Below are 19,293 nucleotides of genomic sequence, written 5' to 3' on the forward strand. Positions count from 1 at the left end.
TGATATCGGAACATAGGCATTGTGAGGTGGCGCTGCTGTGCGGTGCCACCTTTCGCATCCTGTTCACAGATAGGGGGAGATTGCCATGCAGCGTCCGCTGATCTGGTTTTCTGTGGCGTTTGCTGTCGGCTGTGGGATTGCCCTGTTTGGCGTATCGATTCCGCTTGCGGCGGCTGTGCTCATGCTGGCTGCGTCTATTATCATCGGCAGGTTGGTTTCACCGACGATTCCGGTGTGTGTACTGCTGGCAGGACTGACCTGCGGCCTGGCATATACAGATGCGTATCACAGGTATATCACCGATCCGGTTTCCGGGCTGGAAGGGCTCTCACAACACATGACTGTCACTGCGGCAGATTATGCCGTGCAGTATGAAGACAGCCAGCGCCTCGAAGTGCGGGTTGACGGCAGCGACGTCGGGCTGAAAACCGGTTTCCGCACGCTGGCATATTTGCCGCTGACCGAGGAAGAAATCAAACCGGGCGATACGATTACCGGCAAATTTGAATTTTATATCTCTGGATTGCGGGAGGGCTTCGACCGCGAGAGCTATTACCGCTCACAGGGCTATTTTGTGCTGGCATCGGTGAATAAAAATGCGGAAATTACTGTCACACAGCCGGAATACCGTCCGCTCTCGTATTATCCCAAATTGTTCGCGCAGAAGCTGCGCGACGTATTTGCGCAGTATGGCACGGAACGACAGATATCTTTTTGGAATGCACTGGCGACCGGTGACCGATCTGATCTGACAACCGCAGACAGAGATCACCTTCGCAAGGCGGGGCTTTCGCATGTCATCGCACTGTCCGGCATGCATGTCGGCTTTTTGATTTCGCTGTTGCTGCTTGTATTCGGCAGGAAACTCGGCACAGCGCTCGGCATTCCCGCACTGCTTGCATTTTATCTGATGGTCGGCTGGTCACCGTCGGTTGTGCGCGCCTGTGTGATGTATGGGATTTTGCTGTTGTCCTTCTGGGTCAGACGGCAGAGCGACAGCATGAACTCGCTGTTCGCGGCGTTGCTGTTGATTCTGGTCATTTTGCCCGATTCGCTGACCTCTGTCAGTTTACAGCTCTCCTTTGCCGCAACATTTGGCATTCTGTGCTTTGCGTCGCGCATCCAATATCTGCTGGCGCTGCCGAAGCGCGTGCGGAATCCGGTCAAGCGTCTGTACCGGGTGTTGTCAGGTACAGTGGCCTGCACGGTCAGTTCGACCGCAATAACCGCGCCGATTTTGCTGTATCACTTTAGCTATCTGTCGGTATTTTCCGTGCTGTCCAATCTGCTTGCACTGTGGGCGGTGTCGTTGGTATTTCCGTTGCTGTTTATCGGCGGAGTTTCCGGATTGTTCGTGCCCACAGCAGCGGCAGTGCTGCTGACGCCCGCAGGCTGGCTGACCGATTATATTTTGTGGGTCAGTGACTGGATAGCAGGACTTCCATATGGACTTCTGTACTGCGAAAATCATGTCGATTTTGCCTTTGCCATTGTACTGAGCGCACTTGCCGCGCTGTTGCTGTGGAAGGGCAGCCGCCGCGTGCTTGCGGCAGGCATACCGCTGCTTGTGCTGCTTGTCGTCGGAATCAGTGTCTGGCGCGGTACAGCGGTACAGAATGACCTGCATATTTCTGTGTTACCAGAGGGCAGCGGGCAGGCGATTGTCATTTCCTGCGGGGAACAGGCGGCGCTTATCGATTGCAGTGGTTCTGGCTATCACAATGCGGCGGAGGATGTCGCGGCATACCTCGACTGGTATGGCATCGATTCGCTCGATCTGGTCATTCTAACCTCGGTCGATCTCGGACATGCGCGCAATGTGTGCGAGCTGTTCCGGGAAATACCGGTAGAGCGTGTGCTTCTGCCACAGAAAAACCGGGAAAATAAGACCCCTTATCCCGAAGTCATCCAGACGATGGAAACACTGGGCATTTCCTATGAAATGCTGGCTCCGGAAACGGAGACCGCGGTGGGCAATGACTCACTCGGATTGTCCGTGCTCGGCGCAGTCGAGCGCAAGCTGGTTGTACGCATCCAATCGGAAGATCAGGACATTGTGACGGTACATGCCCTGACACAGAATATGCTGCTGGAGCTGACCGATCAAACGCCGTTGCCCTGCGATACACTGCTGGTATCCGGTGGATTTTCCGAAAACACTGAGAAAATGCAGGAACTGCTGCGCCGTATTGCTCCCTCACAGATCGTGCTGGAAAGCGGCTGGGAGAGCGGCACAGATTACGGTGGGATTCCGATTGTCAACCCATATTACACAGGACAGATTGACTGGAAGACCGAACGGGATTAAGATAGACTGGAAGGGAGGCGTAGTATGCCGAAGAAACCGACAAAAGCTGACGGTGTGCAGCAGTTGAAAACTGACCTGAAAAATCACACCATCGGCTCGCTGTACCTGATCGGCGGGGAAGAGAGTTATCTCAAGGAGCATTATCTCGCTGCATTGGAAAAGGAGGTTGTTGATGAGACCTTCCGCGATTTTAATTACGATGTGTTTGAAGGAGCATCCCTGACTGTCGAGCGGCTGACAGAGGCTGTGGACAGCTATCCCGCAATGGCAGAGCGGCGCATGGTTGTTGTCAGAGATCTGGATGTATACAAGGCTCCTGCCGCAATGAAAGAGGAATTGCCCGGCATTCTGTCCGATTTGCCGGCATATGTATGCCTCGTTTTTTATTACGATACGGTTGCGTTGAAGCCAGATAAGCGCACCAAGCTGCACAGTATTATTACAAAAAACGGCTGTATTGCGGATTTTTCACACTTGGAACGGCATGACTTGATTCCCTGGGTTAAGCGGCATGCGAAGGATGCCGGCAAGGTGATCGACACCGATACGTGCGATTATCTGCTGTTCCTGTGCGGCACTTCGATGACCAATCTGACATTGGAAATCGAAAAAGCATGTGCGCACAGCGCGACAGATACTGTGAAACGCAGCGACATTGATGCCGTCTGCACAAAAGTGTTGGATGCAGTTACATTTGATCTGACCGATGCCATTACCGCACAGCGGTTTGACCGCGCGCTGGGATTGGTCAACGATCTGATTGCGCAGAAAAATGAGCCGATTGTGCTGCTCGCAGCGATTGCGCGCCATATCCAACGCCTGTATGCCGCAAAGCTCGCCATGCAGGCGCATAAAAGCGATAAAGAACTGATGGAACTGCTCGGCAGCAAATCGACATACTATGCGCGCAAAATGCGCGATTCCGCCGCGCGCCTGGACACGAAATGGCTGCGGCGAACACTGTTGCTGTGCGGCGAGAGCGATGTAGCGATGAAATCCGCCGGGGCGGACAGACAAAAGGTTCTGGAATTGATGCTGCTTCAGATGGCGGCGAACTTTGGAGAAAAGGCGGTGCGGAGATGATTCACATCCGCGAAGCGATTGTCGTAGAGGGCCGCTATGACGTCAACAAAATCAGGCAGCTGGTCGATACCGTTGTCATCGAGACCGGTGGCTTTGCGATTTTTAACAACAAAGAAAAGCTGGCGCTTATCCGCCGCATTGCGGCAGAGCGCGGCATTCTCGTGCTGACCGACAGCGACGGAGCAGGTTTTGTCATCCGAAATTATCTGCGCGGTGCCATTCCAAAGGGACAGGTGAGACACGCCTATATCCCACAGATCGCCGGCAAGGAACGACGCAAAGCACATGGCTCCAAGGAAGGAACGCTGGGTGTCGAGGGTGTACCGGATGCTGTTATTTTGCAGGCGCTCAAAAAAGCGGGTGTGACGTGTCTGCCGGAGGCGGATCACAACCCCAAAATCACAAAGGCAGATTTTTATGCGTGGGGCCTGTCCGGCGTACCGGGCAGCGATGCAAAGCGCAAAAAGCTGCTGCGCGCGCTCGACCTGCCGCAGCACATGACGGCGAACGCACTGCTCGAATTTATTAACGCCATTGCAGATTACGATGAGGTCAGACGTTTGATCGAGGGGCTGGCCGAATCATAATCCGCACACACAGCAGGCAGATTGCGCGATTTTCTACTTGACAACAGAAACGCTGTGTATGTATGATAAAAGAAATCTGTGTTGTTTCAGAACAAACAGGATCAGGAGGATGGAATCAATGAAACGTGGATATCACAGCACGCAGAGCAAATATTTTAACACGGTGCCCCGGTCGGAGTTTTTGGGACTGGCACTTGGCTTTGCGATTGGTATGTTTTTAACCGGCCTGTTCCGTATGGACAGCTCTGCACTGGAAATTGTCGGAGCAGTAATCGGTTTTGCAGTCGGCTATTGGATTGACGGAAAATATTTTGCGGAAAAGGATATTCCGGCAGAGCAGATTGAAGCGGAACAGGCGGAAGAAGCTGAAAAAGCTGACGACGCGGAGCAGTCCTGACGCTGCAGAAAATAAATCTGGGAAGGGAGTTCAGGCCGTGAGTGATTTTAGCCAAAGAGCCGAGCAGTTTCTCCGGCAGGCGGAGCAGCAGTATCAGCCGCCGTTTGAAACGCAATATGATGTGACGTGCTGTGGAAAGGTGTTTCCGATGGTCACAGGATATGAAAAGCGAGATCCCCGCTATTTGTTCGGAATCAAGTCTAATATTTCCAGAGAAAGTCTGTGCGGCGAATTGTGCTTTTTTGACTGCTGTGAGCAGCTGACAGAGGCATTGTTCGCGCAGTATCTGGAACTGTTTCGCAAAATTCAGGACGAACGGGTACCGTCCGGTGACCCGTCCCATGACTATACGCTGATTAGCTTTGTGCTTTGCACGGATGTCGTTGACCCGCGGATACAGCGCAAAATCAAGCGGAGTGAAGACTATCGCCAATACAAAAAAGGCGAATATGGCTGGAGTGCGCTGCGTATCTGTGTTGCTGACTTGTCGAAGCACACCTACTATTGCAATTCGATGGGCAAAGCAATTGTCGAATGCCTGACGCGTAATTCCGAACCGCAGCGGGAGAAAAAACGCTTCGGGCTGTTCTGAGTCCGTTTTTACTGTAGAGAAATGAAGAAGCTGACAACGGGATTGTCCCACTATTTTACAAAGGGGACAATCTTTTTATCCGCACACTGTTTAAATATGTGACAGACCTTTCCTGCTAAGCTGTTAATTTTTTACAACTTGAGAAATTCTTCTGGGGAATTGTGAAAAGTTGCTAATATTCTCATTGCATATTGACAAATACTAGGAATTGTGTTAAAAAATAAATTGTGTAAAAAAGCACAAACTGAGGTGATTTCTGTGCCGAGAAAAGTGACGATCAATATGGTTGCAAAACAGGCGGGGGTGTCGCGCGGCACGGTCGACCGTGTGCTCAATCAGCGTCCACATGTCAAGCCGGAGCTGCACGAGCGCATTGTCAAAGCAATGAAGGAGCTGGGTTATGTCCCCCCACGTGAAGATCAGGCAAAGGCACTTGGGCTCGCAGTACCATCTTTGCAGCCATCCGTGCTCGGTGTACTGCTGTCCAATGAGAAGGGACATTTTCGGAATGAAATTATGCGCGGTATCCGGGATGTGCAGGCGCTGCTCGCAGATTATTCCATTGAAGTTCTGGTTGAAGAGTGTGAAACCAATCTCCCCAGCGAAACGCTCGAACGTATAGACCATCTGATTGAGCAGGGTGCATGCGGGATAGCGATCTGCGCCATAGATCATAGCAAAATAGCGGAGAAAATCGACGAATTATACGATAAAAATATCCCTGTTGTGACATTCAATTCGGATATTTCCAATTGCAAGCGGCTGTGCTTTGTCGGCGAGGATGTTGTGAGTGGAGGCCGCGTTGCAGGCGAGCTGGTCTCCAAATACATCGGTCCTGACGATGCTTTCCTGGTCGCAATCGGAAATCCGGAATTTAATGGCCATCGACTTCGCTTGCAGGGCTTCTGCGAACGAATTTATGAAAAAGGCTTCAGCGGTGGACAGATTGAGCTGATTGAAACATACAATGATTACTCGCTCACTTACCGCAAGGTAAAGGAAGTGCTGGAGCGTGTACCGAATATCCGTGCGATTTATATGGCAAACCACAGCGTGACCGGTTGTGTGGATGCCATTCATGAGGTCGGACGCACGGGTGAGATCTTTGTGGTCAGCCACGACTTAACGGACTCCACCAAGCGACTTCTGAAAAGCGGCGATATCGATTTTGCCATTGCACAGGATATTTACCATCAAGGCTATCGTCCGCTCTGGGTTTTACGGAACTATGTGCAGAAGCATATAGAACGGTCTGATGAAACGGACAAAACATCAATTGACATTATTTGCTCGGAAAAGGGCCTGCGGACAAAAAGTTGGACTCCAAAGGAGGGAACTGAATGTATACAAAAGAGCAGGAAGAAATCGCACTAAGAGAATACGAGCGGCTGGGATCAATAGCTGCTGTAATCCGTCGGTTAGGATACCCGAGCGAGTCTACGCTTTACCGCTGGTATGAGCGCAAAAAAGCCGGGTTAGAGAACAGACATGGCCACACAGAAGAGTCTCCCACAGAGATGGATCATCACTGCAACACATCGGGGCATCCAAGGCATCCCTCAGCAGAATTCAAATATGAGGTAATTCACCGTTGCTTTGAATTAGGCGAAGATGTAGAATATGTATCAAGGGAAATCGGATACAGCCGTATGAGCATATACGTCTGGCGCAGGAAATATCTGAAGTATGGGATGGTGGGTCTGATGGCGAAGAGAAAAAGCATACCAAGGAGCCGTTGCCTCAGGATCATGCATTGCCTGAATCTGAGGAACTGGAGAATCTTCGAACGCAACTCCAGGAACTGCAGTTTGAAGTAGATGTGCTGAAGGAGACCATCTCAGTTTTAAAAAAAGACCCCCGGCATCGATCTAACGGTACTCAGAAACCGTGAAAAGGCAGTGATCATCGATGCCTTGAAGGGGAAATATGCACTGCCAGCGCTGCTGTCCCGTTTTAAGATGGCCAAAAGCAGTTACTATTACCAGCAAGCTGTTATGAACAAACCCGACAAATATCTATCCCAACGGGCACAAATCACCTCGATTTTTCACGAAAACAGGGGCATATATGGTTACCGTCGCATTTATCTGGCGCTGAAGCGCAAAGGGATTATGCTCTCCGAGAAGATCATCCGCCGGATCATGAAAGAAGAAAAACTGGTGGTTTTGCGCTCGAAGAAACGAAAATATAGTTCGTATTTGGGGGAAATCACACCCGAAGTAGAGAACATCATTTTACGCGATTTCCATGCAAATCAGCCGTATGAGAAGTTGCTGACGGATATCACAGAATTTGCCCTTTCGAACGGCAAGCTATATCTCTCCGCCATGATCGATTGTTTTGATGGAATGGTTGTGGGCTGGACGATCGGAACCCGCCCCAATGCCGATCTGGTCAACACCATGTTGGATCAAGTGATTGCCGATCTGCCAGAGGGCTGTCATCCGATTGTCCATTCTGACAGGGGCTGCCATTATCGATGGCCCGGATGGATTGAACGGATGAATGGGGCTGGTCTCATTCGCTCTATGTCTAAGAAGGGCTGCTCCCCCCGATAACGCAGCCTGCGAAGGTTTCTTTGGAAGGCTCAAAAACGAAATGTTCTATGGCCGCTCTTGGACAGGAGTCTCGCTTGACGATTTTAGCCGGGAGATTGACCGCTATATCAATTGGTATAACCATAAACGCATCAAGTTATCTTTAGGCGGGCTGAGCCCGATTGAGTATAGACATCATCTTGGTTTTGCTGCATAATCAGTCCAAGATTTTGTCCGCACCCCCAAATCTGAGCACATTCACGTAAAGTCAACCACCATTCCAACAAAGATAGAATCTGAATGGACAGGAACCGACAGACAGGTTTCTGTCTTTTTTTGCGCAAAATTGTGCGATGCACTTCTGCGTACATGTGCACGCAACGACTTTTTTTCGGAATAATAGGGTGTCATGTGCAAAATACACAAAAAACAGAGGAAAAAATGTATAGACAAGTCCGGCTCTTGCAAGGAAAGGTACGCAAAATTGAAAAAATGATGGAAAAAGGAAAGCACAAAAAAGCACAAAATTTGCACAATTTATGATTTATCCTAAATTTAGCAACTTTTATGCCGATAAATAACGTTGACTTCGACAAAAATGTGTGATATAAAATAATTGTGCTTAATAACACAATAAAAACAAGGAGCACGGGTGAACGAATGGGACGTGTCACAATTCAAATGATTGCAGAAAACTCCGGCGTTTCACGCGGGACTGTCGATCGTGTGTTGCACAATCGGCCAAACGTGAAGCCTGAAGTTCGAGAGCATGTGCTGAAAACAGCCAAAAGACTGGGATATATTTCCTCACCCAAATTCGAGCATACGCTTGTAAAACGGATTGGCGTCCTGTTTCCCGGCAGCGGATGGTTTGACGCAAATCTGAGACGGGAATGGCTGCGGGGTGTCAATGATGCCAGGCATATGATCGAACCGCTCGGGTTTACTGTAGATGTGGTTGAGTGTGAAACCGATCTGCCGAATGAGTTTGTCGACCGAATAACTGAAATGCGAAAGCAGGGGATTGGCGGCATTGCTCTCTGCGTCAAGAACAGTCCCGTGATTCAGCGTCTGATTCTGGAATTGACATATGCTGATATTCCGGTTGTCACATACAACAGTGATATTCCGAACAGTGGACGTACTTGTTTCATCGGACAAGATCCCTATCAAAGCGGAAGGGTCGCCGCAGACCTGATCGTTAAAATGCTAAAGGAACAGGATGAGGTTCTTGTGGTCGTTGGAAACCTCGAAATCGATGGCCACAGGCAGCGCGTGCAGGGCTTTTGCGATAAATGCCGGGAAGTCGGCATTTCGTCCTATCGAATCACCATTATTGAGAGCTTCAACGAATATTTGCTTACATACGAAAAGGTCAGTGAGATTCTGGAGAAGCAGCCGAGGTTGTCCGCCATCTATATGGCGAATGAAAATGTCGTCGCGTGCACCGAGGCGGTCGCCGCCAGCGAACGCATGGACAGGATCATGATTGTGGGCAATGATCTCACCGCTGAGACCAAGCGTCTGCTGGCAGAAGATCGCATTGATTTCATTATTAAACAAGATATCTACTGGCAGGGTTACCAGCCGGTCATTCTGTTAAAAAATCTGATTTTATCACCGGAAACACCGGTAGAGCCGATTTCCTTCACGGAAATCAGTGTTGTAAATTCAGAAAACATGGGATGATATCCGTCCCTTGTCTGTTTTATTTCATTAGCCATAATTTATAATTATGATAAATTTGGAAAAGGAGAGTTATTATGAAAGTAGGAATTATTGGTGCGGGACGCATCGGCAAGGTTCATGCAAAGAACATTTCCATGTTTGTCCCGGAGATGGAGATCAAGACCATCGCGGATCCGTTTGCGAACGATGCAACTCGTGAGTTTGCGGCACAGTGCCACATCCCAAACGTTTCCACCGATCCGGCAGATATCCTGAACGATCCGGAGATTGAAGCAGTTCTGATCTGCTCCTCCACGGATACGCACTCTCATTTCATCATCGAAGCGGCGAAGGCAAAGAAGCATATCTTCTGTGAGAAGCCGATTGATTATGATCTGAACAAGGTTCACGAAGCAATCAATGCGGCAAAGGAAGCCGGCGTCAAGCTCCAGATCGGATTCTGCCGCCGCTTCGACCACAACCACCGTGCCGTATACGATATGGTTCAGAGCGGCAAGGTTGGCAAGGTCAACATCATTAAGGTGTCCTCCCGTGACCCGGAGCCCCCTCCGGTATCCTATGTCAAGGTTTCCGGCGGTATCTTTTATGACATGATGATCCACGACTTCGATATGGTTCGCTTCCTCGCGGACTCTGAGGTAACGGAAGTCAGCGCATACGGTTCGGTTCTGGTTGATCCGGGCATTGGCGAAGCAGGCGACGTAGATACCGCAGTTGTCACCCTCAAGTTTGAGAACGGCGCAATCGGCATCATCGATAACTCCCGCAAGGCAGTTTATGGTTATGACCAGCGCGTTGAGGTCTTCGGTTCCGAGGGCTGCGCACAGGATGAAAACGATATCCCGTCCACCGCTGTTCTGTCCACTGCGGATGGCACAACCTATGGTACCGCATACAAGGTTATGTGGGATCGTTACACCGGTGCATTTGTCTCTGAGATGAAGGCATTTGCAGATGCTGTCATCAACGACACAGAGACCCCGGTAACCGGCGAAGACGGTCTGTATCCGGTTCTGATGGCTGCTGCTGCAACCAAGTCCCTGAAGGAAGGCCGTCCGGTCAAGATTTCGGAGGTAGAGTAATATGGCATTGAGAAAATGCGCATGCATTGACACCCTGTATACTGAGCTGCCGTGGCTGGAACGCTTCCAGGCGGCAAAAGATGACGGCTTTGAAGCCGTAGAGTTCTGGGACTGGCGCATTCGTGATCTGGATGCGACCCGTGAAGCTGCTGAAAAGGCAGGCATCGCGATCTCCGGCTTCAACGGCGATGCGGATTATTCCCTCGTTGATCCGACCCATAAGGAAAAGTACATCGACTACCTCAGACAGTCGATTGCAGCGGCAAAGAAGGTCGGCGCTTCCAGCGTAACCATTCATTCCAACGCACTGGGCGACGGCGGCATTGTCGTCAACCACTATGACGATCTCTCGCACACCGTCAAGCTGTGCTCCATGTACGACATGCTGCTGGAGTGCGCAAAGATTGCAGAGGAAGAGGAAATCAATCTCAACCTCGAGGCGCTGAACATCACAACCGACCATGTCGGCAACTTCCTTGAAACCACCCAGATGGGTGCGGAAATCTGCCGCCTGATTGGCTCCCCGCGCCTCAAGCTGTTGTACGATGTCTATCACATGCAGATCAACGAAGGCTGTATCTGTGACACCATCAGCAAGTACAGCGATCAGTTTGGCCACATTCATGTGGCAGATGCGCCGGGCCGCCACGAGCCGGGCACGGGCGAGATCAACTATACCAAGGTGATCCGTCATCTGGAGGCCTGTGGTTATACCGGCCGCGTCGGCTATGAGCTGTTCCCGTCCACCGACACAAAGACCGCTGTTAAGGCAATTATGGAGAATTGCTGAATTTATCTATCGTGAAACATCGGGAGGACCTTTCTTCCGATGTTTCTGAATAGAACAAAAGAAAAGGAGTAAAGGAGAAACAAGGTATGTTGAAAAAAAGATTGATGGCCATGTTGATGGCAGGCGTAATGGCAACGACATTGACCGCATGCGGCGGCAGTTCCTCTGGCGGAGACAGCTCTGCGAGTAGTTCGGGCAGCACAGGAGCTGACAACGGCGACATCAAGATCAGCTTCATCATGAAAACTCTGGCTTCCGAGCACTGGCAGTTTATGAAAGCTGGTGCAGAAGCAGCTTCGGAAGATCTGGGCGTTACTGTCGATATCAAGGGACCTCCGTCTGAGACCTCTTACGACGAGCAGCAGAACCAGATCGAGACTGACCTCGCGGCTGACTACGATGCGTACTGCATCGCTCCGTTACAGTCTGACCTGGTTGCAAACCTGATTTCTGGTCAGACCACCCCGATTATTGCAGTCGATACCAACATTGATGCACCGGAAGTTATTTCTTTCGTAGGTACTGGTAACGAGGCAGCTGCTAAGGCCGGCGCAGAGGCTGCTGTAAAGCTCGCCAAGGAAGCTGGTTGGGCGGAAGTCAACTGCATCGAAATTGCAGGCGTTCAGGGTGACGCAACCAATACTGCTCGTATGACTGGTTATCAGAAGGGCATCGAGGAGAGCGGCGGCACATTCCTGGCGGACGAGACTCAGTATGCAGATGCAGTCGCTGACAAAGCTGTTAACGCTATGGAAGCTATCATGCAGACCCATCCGGAAGGCGTTGCAATCATTTGCGCAAATAACGACGACATGGCGGTTGCAGCAGCTCGTACTGCTCAGGAATCCGGCAATGAAAACTACAAGAACACCATCTTCCTCGGCTTTGACGGACAGATCACGGCTTGTGAATCCATTCTGAACGGCCAGCTGACCCTGACTGCTGCACAGCAGGCATATGACATGGGCTATCTGGCAGTTGAGACTGCACTGAAGGCAGCTAAGGGTGAAGAGGTCGACGAAGTTGTCGATTCCGGTACTGAAATCGTTACCAAGGATAATGCACAGGAGCGCATTGACAGACTGAATGGTTACCTCGGAAAGTAATATGTTTGATGTACAGGATCTGCGGCGGCAGCGCCACAGATCTTGTACATAGGAAAATGAATATGGAACAGGTGGAGATTATATCACCTGTTCCATTTCATGCAACCGATTTAACGGAGAAAAGGGTGAACTGTCAATGAGTGAATATATCGTAGAGCTGCGGGATTGTACCAAAACATTCCCGGGTGTTGTGGCTCTCGACAAGATGCAGCTTGCGGTCAAGCCTGGCGAAATCCTCGGTCTGATCGGTGAGAACGGCGCAGGCAAGTCTACATTGATTAAAGTGCTTACCGGTGTCCATCAGCCGGATGAGGGCGAAATTTATGTCAATGGCGAGCGGAAAACCTTCCGCAATCCGAATGAATCCGCAGCGGCAGGCATTGCCTGTGTCTATCAGGAGCTGAACATTGAGAAACTGCTCAGCATTACCGATAATATTTTTATCAATAAGTGGATCAAGGGCAAAAACGGACTGCTGGATTACAAGACAATGAACAAAAAGGCAAAGGAAGTCATGGCTTCCCTCGGACAGGATGTTGATCCGGAGAAGCCGGCTGGAACCTTTGGCATGGGCGTTCAGCAGATGATCGAAATCGCAAAAGCGGTTCTGATCGACGCAAAAATGATTATTATGGATGAGCCGACCTCCTCGCTCGGCGAAAAAGAGGTTGCTCAGCTTATGAAAACCTGCCGCGAGCTCCGCGACCGCGGCATTGGTATTGTATTTGTATCTCACAAGCTGGAAGAGCTGTTTGAGCTGTGTGACCGCGTCACAGTTATCCGTGACGGCCAGTATATCGACACGCGCGATATCAAGGACTGGACAAATGATTCTCTGATTTCCGCAATGGTCGGCCGTACACTGGACAATCTGTTCCCGAAGGAATTCGGCAAAAAGGGCGATGTCGCCCTCAAGGTCGAAGGCCTGGAGGAAGGCGGCGTACTGTTTGGCGTCGACTTTGAAGCGTACAGCGGTCAGATTCTGGGCTTTGCCGGACTGGTTGGTGCAGGCCGAACGGAGACTATGCGTGCAATTTTCGGCGCTGATCCGATTGACGGCGGCAAGATTTATATCCACGGCAAAGAGGTTCATATCAAGAGCCCGCGTCAGGCCATCAAAGAGGGCATTGCATTCCTCACTGAAGACCGAAAGGGACAGGGCCTTGTATTGGCGCAGACCATCCGCACCAATCTGATTCTTGCGAACATGAAGGGTTTCCAGTCCGGATTGTTCCTCGATGAGAAAAAGATTGAGGAGCGGGGCGAAGAGAACATCAATTCGCTCCGTATCAAGACACCGTCCATCGATGAAATCGTAGGACAGCTGTCCGGCGGCAATCAGCAAAAGGTCGTCATCGGCAAATGGGTCAATACGGATGCGGATATCTACATCTTCGATGAGCCAACCCGTGGCATCGATGTCGGCGCAAAGATCGAGGTTTACAATGTCATGAACCGCCTTGTCAAGGAAGGTAAGTGCGTCATCATGGTTTCGTCTGAAATGCCGGAGATTCTCGGTATGTCCGACCGCGTTGTTGTCATGCGCGGCGGCAGGGTCATGGCGACCGTAGACCGCGACAGCAAACACTTTAACCAGGAAAGCCTGATGAAGGCAGCATGGGGAGGTACGTTAGATGAATAAGAAAAAGAAATCCAATGGCAGTTCCATTCTTGGAACACTGGCGGCGCTGATTATTCTGTGCGTCGTACTTACGATTTGCAGCAATAAATTCCTTACTTACAGCAACATCATGTCTGTCCTGAAGCAGACTACATTTACAGCACTGCTGGCAAGCGGCATGCTGCTCTGCCTGATTACCGCAGGTATCGACCTTTCGGTCGGCGCGAACGCGACCTTCTGTGCCTGCGTCATGGGCATGATGGTCAAGGCTGGTATCACCAATCCGGTTCTTTTGCTGGTTGTCGCACTGGTTGTCGGCACGCTTATCGGTCTGATTAACGGCCTGCTGCTGACCCGCCTGCATCTGCCGCATCCGTTCGTATCTACCCTCGGCATGAAGAACTTCCTGTGGGGTGCTTCGCTGCTGGTTACCGGTTCTCAGATGATTTCCGGTTTCCCGAAGGGAGTTACAGCTCTCGGTTCCGCAACCATCGGCGGTTTCCCGGTCAGCTTTATTGTCCTGATCGTGATCTATATCATCATGCATATTATGTTGACCCGCACTGCACTGGGCCGTTCCATTTACTGCGCAGGCGGCAACATGGAAGCAACCCGTCTGTCGGGCATCAACTCCGCGAATGTTCTGACATTCTGCTACGTGGTATCCGGCTTCATGGCGGCACTGGCAGGCATCGTATCTGTTGGCCGTTCCGGCATCTGCAACGGCGCAAATGCAATCCAGCCGTATGACACCGACGCAATTGCAGCCTGTGTTATCGGCGGTGCATCGTTCATGGGCGGCAAGGGCACCATGGCTGGCACGCTGATCGGCGCTCTGGTCATCGCAGTTCTGCGCAACGGCTTCACGCTGCTGGCAATTGACTCTTCGATTCAGAACATGGTTCTCGGTCTGGTTATCATCGGCGCGGTTCTGCTCGATGTCACCCGTGAGTCCATGGCAGCAAAGGCTCGCCGCAAGGAAGCTGCTGCCAAGGCATAAGTTTTGATTTTCAGTTTCTTCTCTTCATTTACTTTTATTCACGAGTGGACCTGCTGTAAAGCAGGTCCACTTGCCATCAAATATCTGAAGCATCCTGCAACAGAATGGATCTCTTCGGACATGCTTCCACAGTCACAGCAGGTTCCATGACTTGCTGTGACTCTCTCAAAAACCCCAATCAGAGCCTGCTGCCTCAATGGACAGCAGGCTTCTGATTTTCTCAGAAAAAGAAGAAAAGCGCCGGATCAGATCACTCTCCAATCCAGCGCATTTTCAGGTTAGCCCAGACGCCTTTTGAAATCATCATATCCGAAGGATACAAGCTGTTTGAGCGTTCGGTCAGCACGCAGCAGCCAGATATCGGGCAGCGGCATGCCATTAAAAGTGTTATTTTTGCATGTAGTATAAATTGCCATATCTCCGAAAACCAGGCGGTCGCCTTCGCGAAGCGGTGCGGGAAAGCTATAGTCGCCAATGATATCTCCCGCCAGACAGGTGGGACCGCCAAGGCGGTAGGTATGCGCGTGAACACCTGCGTCGCCCGCACCATAGAGCGGCGGTCGATAAGGCATTTCAATGACATCCGGCGTGTGGCAGGCAGCTGACATGTCGAGAATCGCCGGATAAGTGGTACCGTTTTGCAGGACATCGAGAACCTCTGTGACCAGATATCCGGCATTGAGTGCACACGCTTCTCCTGGCTCAAGATAAACCGTGACACCATAGCGGTCACGCGTTCGTACAATCAGCCGTTCCAGACGGCGGATATCGTAATCACGGCGTGTAATATGATGACCGCCGCCGAAATTGATCCAGCTCATATGTGACAAAATATCGCCGAATTTCTGTTCAACAGCATCCAGCGTTGTCTCCAGCGCGTCGGCGGTCTGCTCGCACAGGGTATGAAAATGCAGCCCGTCCAACAGACCAAATAATTCCGGTGTTATCGCGGCATCCCATTGAGCGCGTGTGGTGCCCAGTCTGCTGCCCGGCGCACAGGGATCATAAATTTCATGCCCATCCTGTGTGGAGCATTCCGGATTGATACGCAAACCGATGCTTTTCCCTGCATCCTTTGCACGTGCACCGAATTTTTTCAGCTGGCGCGGAGAGTTGAATACAATATGGTCGGCGTATTGCAGCAGTTCTGGAAATTCGCGCTCGCGGTATGCTCCGCAGAAAACATGTACCTCGCCTTGAGGCATTTCCTCTTTGCCGAGGCGTGCTTCATATAACCCGCTTGCCTCTGTACCACACAGGTACGGCGCAAGTACGGGGTACAGTGGGAAGTTGGAAAACGCCTTTTGAGCGAGCAGGATGCGGCATCCGGTGCGCTGTTGTACACCACGCAGAATCTTACCATTTTGCAGCAACTGTGCTTCGTCCAACACATAGCACGGAGTTGGCAGATCGGCGAACAGCTGTGTGACATCCAAACCGGACAGTCCGGCGAATGGTGGACGTATATCTTTGTTCTGCATCAGTCAACCAGCACCGGCGCATGGCTTTCACTGCGCGGCAGTCCATATTTATCCAGCGCATCCAGATACGGATCCGGATCGAATTCTTCGACCGTGTAAACGCCGGGTTTGTTCCATTTGCCGGTCAGCAGCATGAGCGCACCACACATTGCGGGAACGCCGGTGGTGTACGAAACCGCCTGTGAACCGACTTCTTTGTAGCAGGCTTCGTGGTCACAGATGTTATAGATATAGTAGGTCTTATCCTTGCCATCTTTTTTGCCGGTAAAGATACAGCCGATGTTGGTCTTGCCCTTGGTGCGCGGGCCAAGCGTCGCCGGATCAGGGAGCAGTGCTTTAAGGAACTGAATCGGGACGATTTCTTTGCCTTCAAATAGAATCGGTGTAGTCGACAGCATGCCGACATTTTCCAGACAGCGCATGTGGTCGAGGTAGCTTTGACCGAAGGTCATGAAGAAGCGAATGCGCCGGACACCCGGAATGTTCTGTGCCAGTGATTCGATTTCCTCGTGGTGCAGCAGATACATGTCCTTGTGTCCAACCTGATCAAAATCATATTCGCGCTTGATGCTCATCGCAGGAATCTCTACCCAATGACCATTCTCCCAGTAACTGCCCGGCGCAGATACCTCACGCAGGTTGATCTCCGGGTTGAAATTGGTGGCGAAGGGATAGCTGTGATCGCCGCCGTTGCAGTCGAGAATGTCGATGGTGTCAATCTGGTCAAATTCGTGCTTTGCTGCGTAAGCGCAATATGCCTGCGTGACACCGGGGTCAAAGCCGCTGCCGAGCAGGGCAGTGAGTCCGGCCTGTTCAAACTTTTCGCGGTATGCCCACTGCCAGCTATAGTCAAAATACGCGGAGAAGCCTTCTTTTTCACAGCGAGCTTCATAAATCCTGCGCCATGCCGGATCATCAGTGTCCTCCGGCTCATAATTGGCGGTATCCATATAATTCACTCCACACGCAAGGCATGCATCCATGATGGTCAGATCCTGATAGGGCAGGGCGATGTTCATAACGAGCTCTGGCTGATAAGAGCGAATCAGTGCAATGACCTCGTCCGTGTTATCCGCGTTGACCTGTGCAGTGGTAATCTTCGTGGAGGTTGTAGGAGCCAGCTTTGCCGCCAGCTTATCGCACTTGGATTTGGTGCGGCTGGCGATGCAGATTTCGGTAAACACATCGCTTACCTGACAGCACTTGTGAATGGCGACGGATGCAACGCCGCCGCAGCCGATGATAAGAACCTTGCTCATGATTGATCTCCTTTTTGGCAGAATATGGGGTGGTTAGTTGCTTCGATTGCGTGCAAGGGCGAGCATCAGCTCGCGCAGAACTTTGCATGCGAGTGCGGTGGAAGCGCCGGATGCATCGAGCATCGGCGCAAGTTCATTGATGTCAGCTGCAACAACATGGGTGCGGCTGACCTGTTGAATGGCGTGCAACAGGGAAGGGAAATCCACACCGCCCGCCTCCGGCGTACCAGTACCGGGGAAGCAGGACGGGTCGAGACAGTCGAGATCGATGGTGAAATACACCGGTGTGTCTGCTGCGATTAGCGGCTGAAGGACATCCTCCAACCCGTCAAAGGAAAATTTGTGCATATCTGTATGAATATCGGCAAACTGGAATTCCTCCCGGTCACCGCTGCGAATGCAGAACTGGTGAATGCGCCCGTCACCCATCAGATCGTAACAGCGGTGCAGGACACAGGCGTGGCTGAGCTGCACGCCGAGATAGTCCTCGCGCAGATCTGCGTGCGCGTCAAAATGGATGATATGCAGATTGGGAAAGTGGTTCAGCGCCGCACGCACGGCACCGAGTGTGACCAGATGCTCTCCGCCCATCAGCAGCGGCAGCTTTCCGTCCGAAAGAATCACCTCTGCCCGCTCCTGAATGGCTTCCAGTGCCAGCTCGCTGCTGCCAAAGCACAGCTCGAGATCGCCGCTGTCAAAAATCGCATAATCAGTCAGGTCAGCATCCTGATAGGGGCTGTAGGTTTCGAGACCAAAGCTTTCATGCCGCATTGCGGATGGGCCGAAGCGTGCACCCGGACGATAACTGGTGGTGGAATCAAACGGCGCGCCAAACAGCACGAGATCGGCAGATGTATAATCCGCATCACAGCCGAGAAAGGTCTCTATGTTGGGCGAAAGCATCACTCCACCTCCTCAAGCATGCGTTCCAGAAAAGCAGGAAGATAAAACGCGCCGATGTGCAGACGAGTTGTATAATAGCGCGTGCGCAGGTGATGTGCATTCCACGCAGCACTATCCAGATCGTCAATCGGATGAAATTTTTTGCTGGCGAAGCCGAACAGCCAGTAACCTGCGGCGTACGTCGGGATATGTGCCTGATAGACACGGCTGATGGGGAAGGTGCTTGCAATGCGCTTATGACTGCGCTGCATGGCGTGCGCATCCTCGGCATAAAATGGGCTGCCCTGCTGGTTGACCATAATGCCGTCCTTTTTCAACGCTTTGTAACAGTTTCCGTAAAATTCTCGCGTAAATAAGCCTTCGGACGGGCCGAATGGGTCGTTGGAATCGACGATGATGAGATCATATTCCTCCTCACAGCGTCGAATAAATTTCAGGCCGTTTTCAAAATAGATGTGCACGCGTTCGTCGTCCAGGCGGCACGCATTGTCCGGCAGGTACTGGCGGCACGCCTCTACAACCAGTTCATCCATTTCTACGAGATCAATGCGTCTGATTTGCTCATAGCGCGTCAGCTCGCGCACGACACCGCCATCCCCTGCGCCGATAACCAGCACTTTGGTGATATCCGGATGTACTGCCATGGGGACATGGACGATCATTTCGTCGTAAATAAATTCGTCGCGCTCGGTCAGCATAATATTGCCGTCCAGCGCCAGCACACGCCCAAATTCGGGTGTGTCAAACACATCAATGCGCTGATAATCACTCTGTTTGGAATACAGTTGACGGTTGACACGCAGACTGAGCTTGACGTCCTCGGTGTGATTTTCACTGAACCATAATTCCATTGTCCGC

17 protein-coding genes and 2 pseudogenes are annotated in these 19,293 nt (G+C 51.4%); 15 read left to right on the forward strand and 4 right to left on the reverse strand.

The window, feature by feature from the left end; all coding sequences use genetic code 11:
• Positions 1 to 85 precede the first annotated feature (85 nt).
• The 15 genes and pseudogenes from ACLM7Z_RS10605 to ACLM7Z_RS10675 all read left to right on the forward strand — a co-directional run bounded on the left by ACLM7Z_RS10605 (position 86) and on the right by ACLM7Z_RS10675 (position 14,792).
• Complete coding sequence (locus ACLM7Z_RS10605; RefSeq protein WP_435644998.1) at positions 86 to 2,308, forward strand: ComEC/Rec2 family competence protein; 2,223 nt, start codon at positions 86 to 88, stop codon at positions 2,306 to 2,308.
• A 24-nt stretch (positions 2,309 to 2,332) separates the two neighbouring features.
• Entirely contained in the window at positions 2,333 to 3,391 is a 1,059-nt protein-coding gene (holA, locus tag ACLM7Z_RS10610) for a DNA polymerase III subunit delta (protein WP_087021517.1), read from the forward strand.
• Positions 3,388 to 3,978, forward strand: a complete 591-nt coding sequence (locus tag ACLM7Z_RS10615) for a toprim domain-containing protein (protein WP_087021514.1) — start codon at positions 3,388 to 3,390, stop codon at positions 3,976 to 3,978. The genes holA and ACLM7Z_RS10615 overlap by 4 nt, the downstream gene beginning before the upstream one ends.
• A 118-nt stretch (positions 3,979 to 4,096) precedes the next feature.
• Positions 4,097 to 4,375 (forward strand): hypothetical protein, encoded by a 279-nt coding sequence (locus ACLM7Z_RS10620; RefSeq protein WP_087021511.1) that lies wholly within the window; start codon positions 4,097 to 4,099, stop codon positions 4,373 to 4,375.
• Positions 4,376 to 4,412: 37 nt separating this feature from the next.
• The gene (locus ACLM7Z_RS10625; protein WP_087021508.1) at positions 4,413 to 4,967 is read left to right on the forward strand and encodes a hypothetical protein; all 555 of its coding nucleotides are present in this window, start codon (positions 4,413 to 4,415) and stop codon (positions 4,965 to 4,967) included.
• A 258-nt stretch (positions 4,968 to 5,225) separates the two neighbouring features.
• Positions 5,226 to 6,341 carry a LacI family DNA-binding transcriptional regulator gene (locus ACLM7Z_RS10630; RefSeq protein ID WP_435644999.1) on the forward strand — a complete coding sequence of 372 codons (1,116 nt, stop codon included), beginning with the start codon at positions 5,226 to 5,228 and terminating at the stop codon, positions 6,339 to 6,341.
• Entirely contained in the window at positions 6,308 to 6,784 is a 477-nt protein-coding gene (locus tag ACLM7Z_RS10635; RefSeq protein WP_435645000.1) for a transposase, read from the forward strand. The genes ACLM7Z_RS10630 and ACLM7Z_RS10635 overlap by 34 nt, the downstream gene beginning before the upstream one ends.
• Before the next feature lie 81 nt (positions 6,785 to 6,865).
• A pseudogene (locus tag ACLM7Z_RS10640) lies at positions 6,866 to 7,721 on the forward strand (IS3 family transposase).
• Between the two features lie 464 nt (positions 7,722 to 8,185).
• Positions 8,186 to 8,296: pseudogene (locus ACLM7Z_RS10645) on the forward strand (helix-turn-helix domain-containing protein); the annotation flags it as partial.
• 132 nt (positions 8,297 to 8,428) lie between these two features.
• Entirely contained in the window at positions 8,429 to 9,193 is a 765-nt protein-coding gene (locus ACLM7Z_RS10650; protein ID WP_242969863.1) for a substrate-binding domain-containing protein, read from the forward strand.
• 71 nt (positions 9,194 to 9,264) lie between these two features.
• A complete protein-coding gene (gene iolG, locus ACLM7Z_RS10655) occupies positions 9,265 to 10,275 on the forward strand; it encodes an inositol 2-dehydrogenase (protein ID WP_435645773.1) in 1,011 nt (336 codons plus the stop codon).
• 1 nt (position 10,276) lies between these two features.
• Complete coding sequence (locus ACLM7Z_RS10660) at positions 10,277 to 11,065, forward strand: TIM barrel protein (protein ID WP_435645001.1); 789 nt, start codon at positions 10,277 to 10,279, stop codon at positions 11,063 to 11,065.
• An 86-nt stretch (positions 11,066 to 11,151) separates the two neighbouring features.
• Positions 11,152 to 12,171 (forward strand): sugar ABC transporter substrate-binding protein, encoded by a 1,020-nt coding sequence (locus tag ACLM7Z_RS10665; RefSeq protein ID WP_087021496.1) that lies wholly within the window; start codon positions 11,152 to 11,154, stop codon positions 12,169 to 12,171.
• A gap of 136 nt (positions 12,172 to 12,307) precedes the next feature.
• A complete protein-coding gene (locus ACLM7Z_RS10670) occupies positions 12,308 to 13,813 on the forward strand; it encodes a sugar ABC transporter ATP-binding protein (RefSeq protein WP_087021493.1) in 1,506 nt (501 codons plus the stop codon).
• A complete protein-coding gene (locus ACLM7Z_RS10675) occupies positions 13,806 to 14,792 on the forward strand; it encodes an ABC transporter permease (RefSeq protein WP_087021491.1) in 987 nt (328 codons plus the stop codon). The genes ACLM7Z_RS10670 and ACLM7Z_RS10675 overlap by 8 nt, the downstream gene beginning before the upstream one ends.
• 278 nt (positions 14,793 to 15,070) lie before the next feature.
• Here the strand turns inward: ACLM7Z_RS10675 and nspC are convergent, their stop codons facing one another.
• The 4 genes from nspC to speE are packed head-to-tail and all read right to left on the reverse strand — an operon-like array spanning position 15,071 to position 19,286.
• Positions 15,071 to 16,273, reverse strand: coding sequence for a carboxynorspermidine decarboxylase (gene nspC / locus ACLM7Z_RS10680; protein WP_435645002.1), 1,203 nt, complete (start codon positions 16,271 to 16,273; stop codon positions 15,071 to 15,073).
• Complete coding sequence (locus tag ACLM7Z_RS10685; protein WP_087021485.1) at positions 16,273 to 17,532, reverse strand: saccharopine dehydrogenase family protein; 1,260 nt, start codon at positions 17,530 to 17,532, stop codon at positions 16,273 to 16,275. The genes nspC and ACLM7Z_RS10685 overlap by 1 nt, the downstream gene beginning before the upstream one ends.
• Before the next feature lie 33 nt (positions 17,533 to 17,565).
• Complete coding sequence (gene speB, locus ACLM7Z_RS10690) at positions 17,566 to 18,435, reverse strand: agmatinase (RefSeq protein WP_087021482.1); 870 nt, start codon at positions 18,433 to 18,435, stop codon at positions 17,566 to 17,568.
• Positions 18,435 to 19,286 (reverse strand): polyamine aminopropyltransferase, encoded by an 852-nt coding sequence (speE, locus tag ACLM7Z_RS10695; RefSeq protein ID WP_435645003.1) that lies wholly within the window; start codon positions 19,284 to 19,286, stop codon positions 18,435 to 18,437. The genes speB and speE overlap by 1 nt, the downstream gene beginning before the upstream one ends.
• Positions 19,287 to 19,293 lie beyond the last annotated feature (7 nt).

Source organism: Butyricicoccus porcorum (assembly GCF_051246315.1).
Classification (GTDB): Bacteria; Bacillota; Clostridia; order Oscillospirales; family Butyricicoccaceae; genus Butyricicoccus_A; species Butyricicoccus_A porcorum.

Excerpts from the sequence above, each read along its gene's own strand:
- nspC (WP_435645002.1), bottom strand. The coding sequence starts at position 16,273 with ATGCAGAACAAAGATATACGTCCACCATTCGCCGGACTGTCCGGTTTG.
- ACLM7Z_RS10635 (WP_435645000.1), top strand. The coding sequence starts at position 6,308 with ATGTATACAAAAGAGCAGGAAGAAATCGCACTAAGAGAATACGAGCGG.
- speE (WP_435645003.1), bottom strand. The coding sequence starts at position 19,286 with ATGGAATTATGGTTCAGTGAAAATCACACCGAGGACGTCAAGCTCAGT.
- holA (WP_087021517.1), top strand. The coding sequence starts at position 2,333 with ATGCCGAAGAAACCGACAAAAGCTGACGGTGTGCAGCAGTTGAAAACT.
- ACLM7Z_RS10660 (WP_435645001.1), top strand. The coding sequence starts at position 10,277 with ATGGCATTGAGAAAATGCGCATGCATTGACACCCTGTATACTGAGCTG.
- ACLM7Z_RS10670 (WP_087021493.1), top strand. The coding sequence starts at position 12,308 with ATGAGTGAATATATCGTAGAGCTGCGGGATTGTACCAAAACATTCCCG.
- ACLM7Z_RS10620 (WP_087021511.1), top strand. The coding sequence starts at position 4,097 with ATGAAACGTGGATATCACAGCACGCAGAGCAAATATTTTAACACGGTG.
- ACLM7Z_RS10685 (WP_087021485.1), bottom strand. The coding sequence starts at position 17,532 with ATGAGCAAGGTTCTTATCATCGGCTGCGGCGGCGTTGCATCCGTCGCC.
- ACLM7Z_RS10615 (WP_087021514.1), top strand. The coding sequence starts at position 3,388 with ATGATTCACATCCGCGAAGCGATTGTCGTAGAGGGCCGCTATGACGTC.
- ACLM7Z_RS10650 (WP_242969863.1), top strand. The coding sequence starts at position 8,429 with ATGATCGAACCGCTCGGGTTTACTGTAGATGTGGTTGAGTGTGAAACC.
- ACLM7Z_RS10665 (WP_087021496.1), top strand. The coding sequence starts at position 11,152 with ATGTTGAAAAAAAGATTGATGGCCATGTTGATGGCAGGCGTAATGGCA.
- speB (WP_087021482.1), bottom strand. The coding sequence starts at position 18,435 with ATGCTTTCGCCCAACATAGAGACCTTTCTCGGCTGTGATGCGGATTAT.
- ACLM7Z_RS10675 (WP_087021491.1), top strand. The coding sequence starts at position 13,806 with ATGAATAAGAAAAAGAAATCCAATGGCAGTTCCATTCTTGGAACACTG.
- ACLM7Z_RS10605 (WP_435644998.1), top strand. The coding sequence starts at position 86 with ATGCAGCGTCCGCTGATCTGGTTTTCTGTGGCGTTTGCTGTCGGCTGT.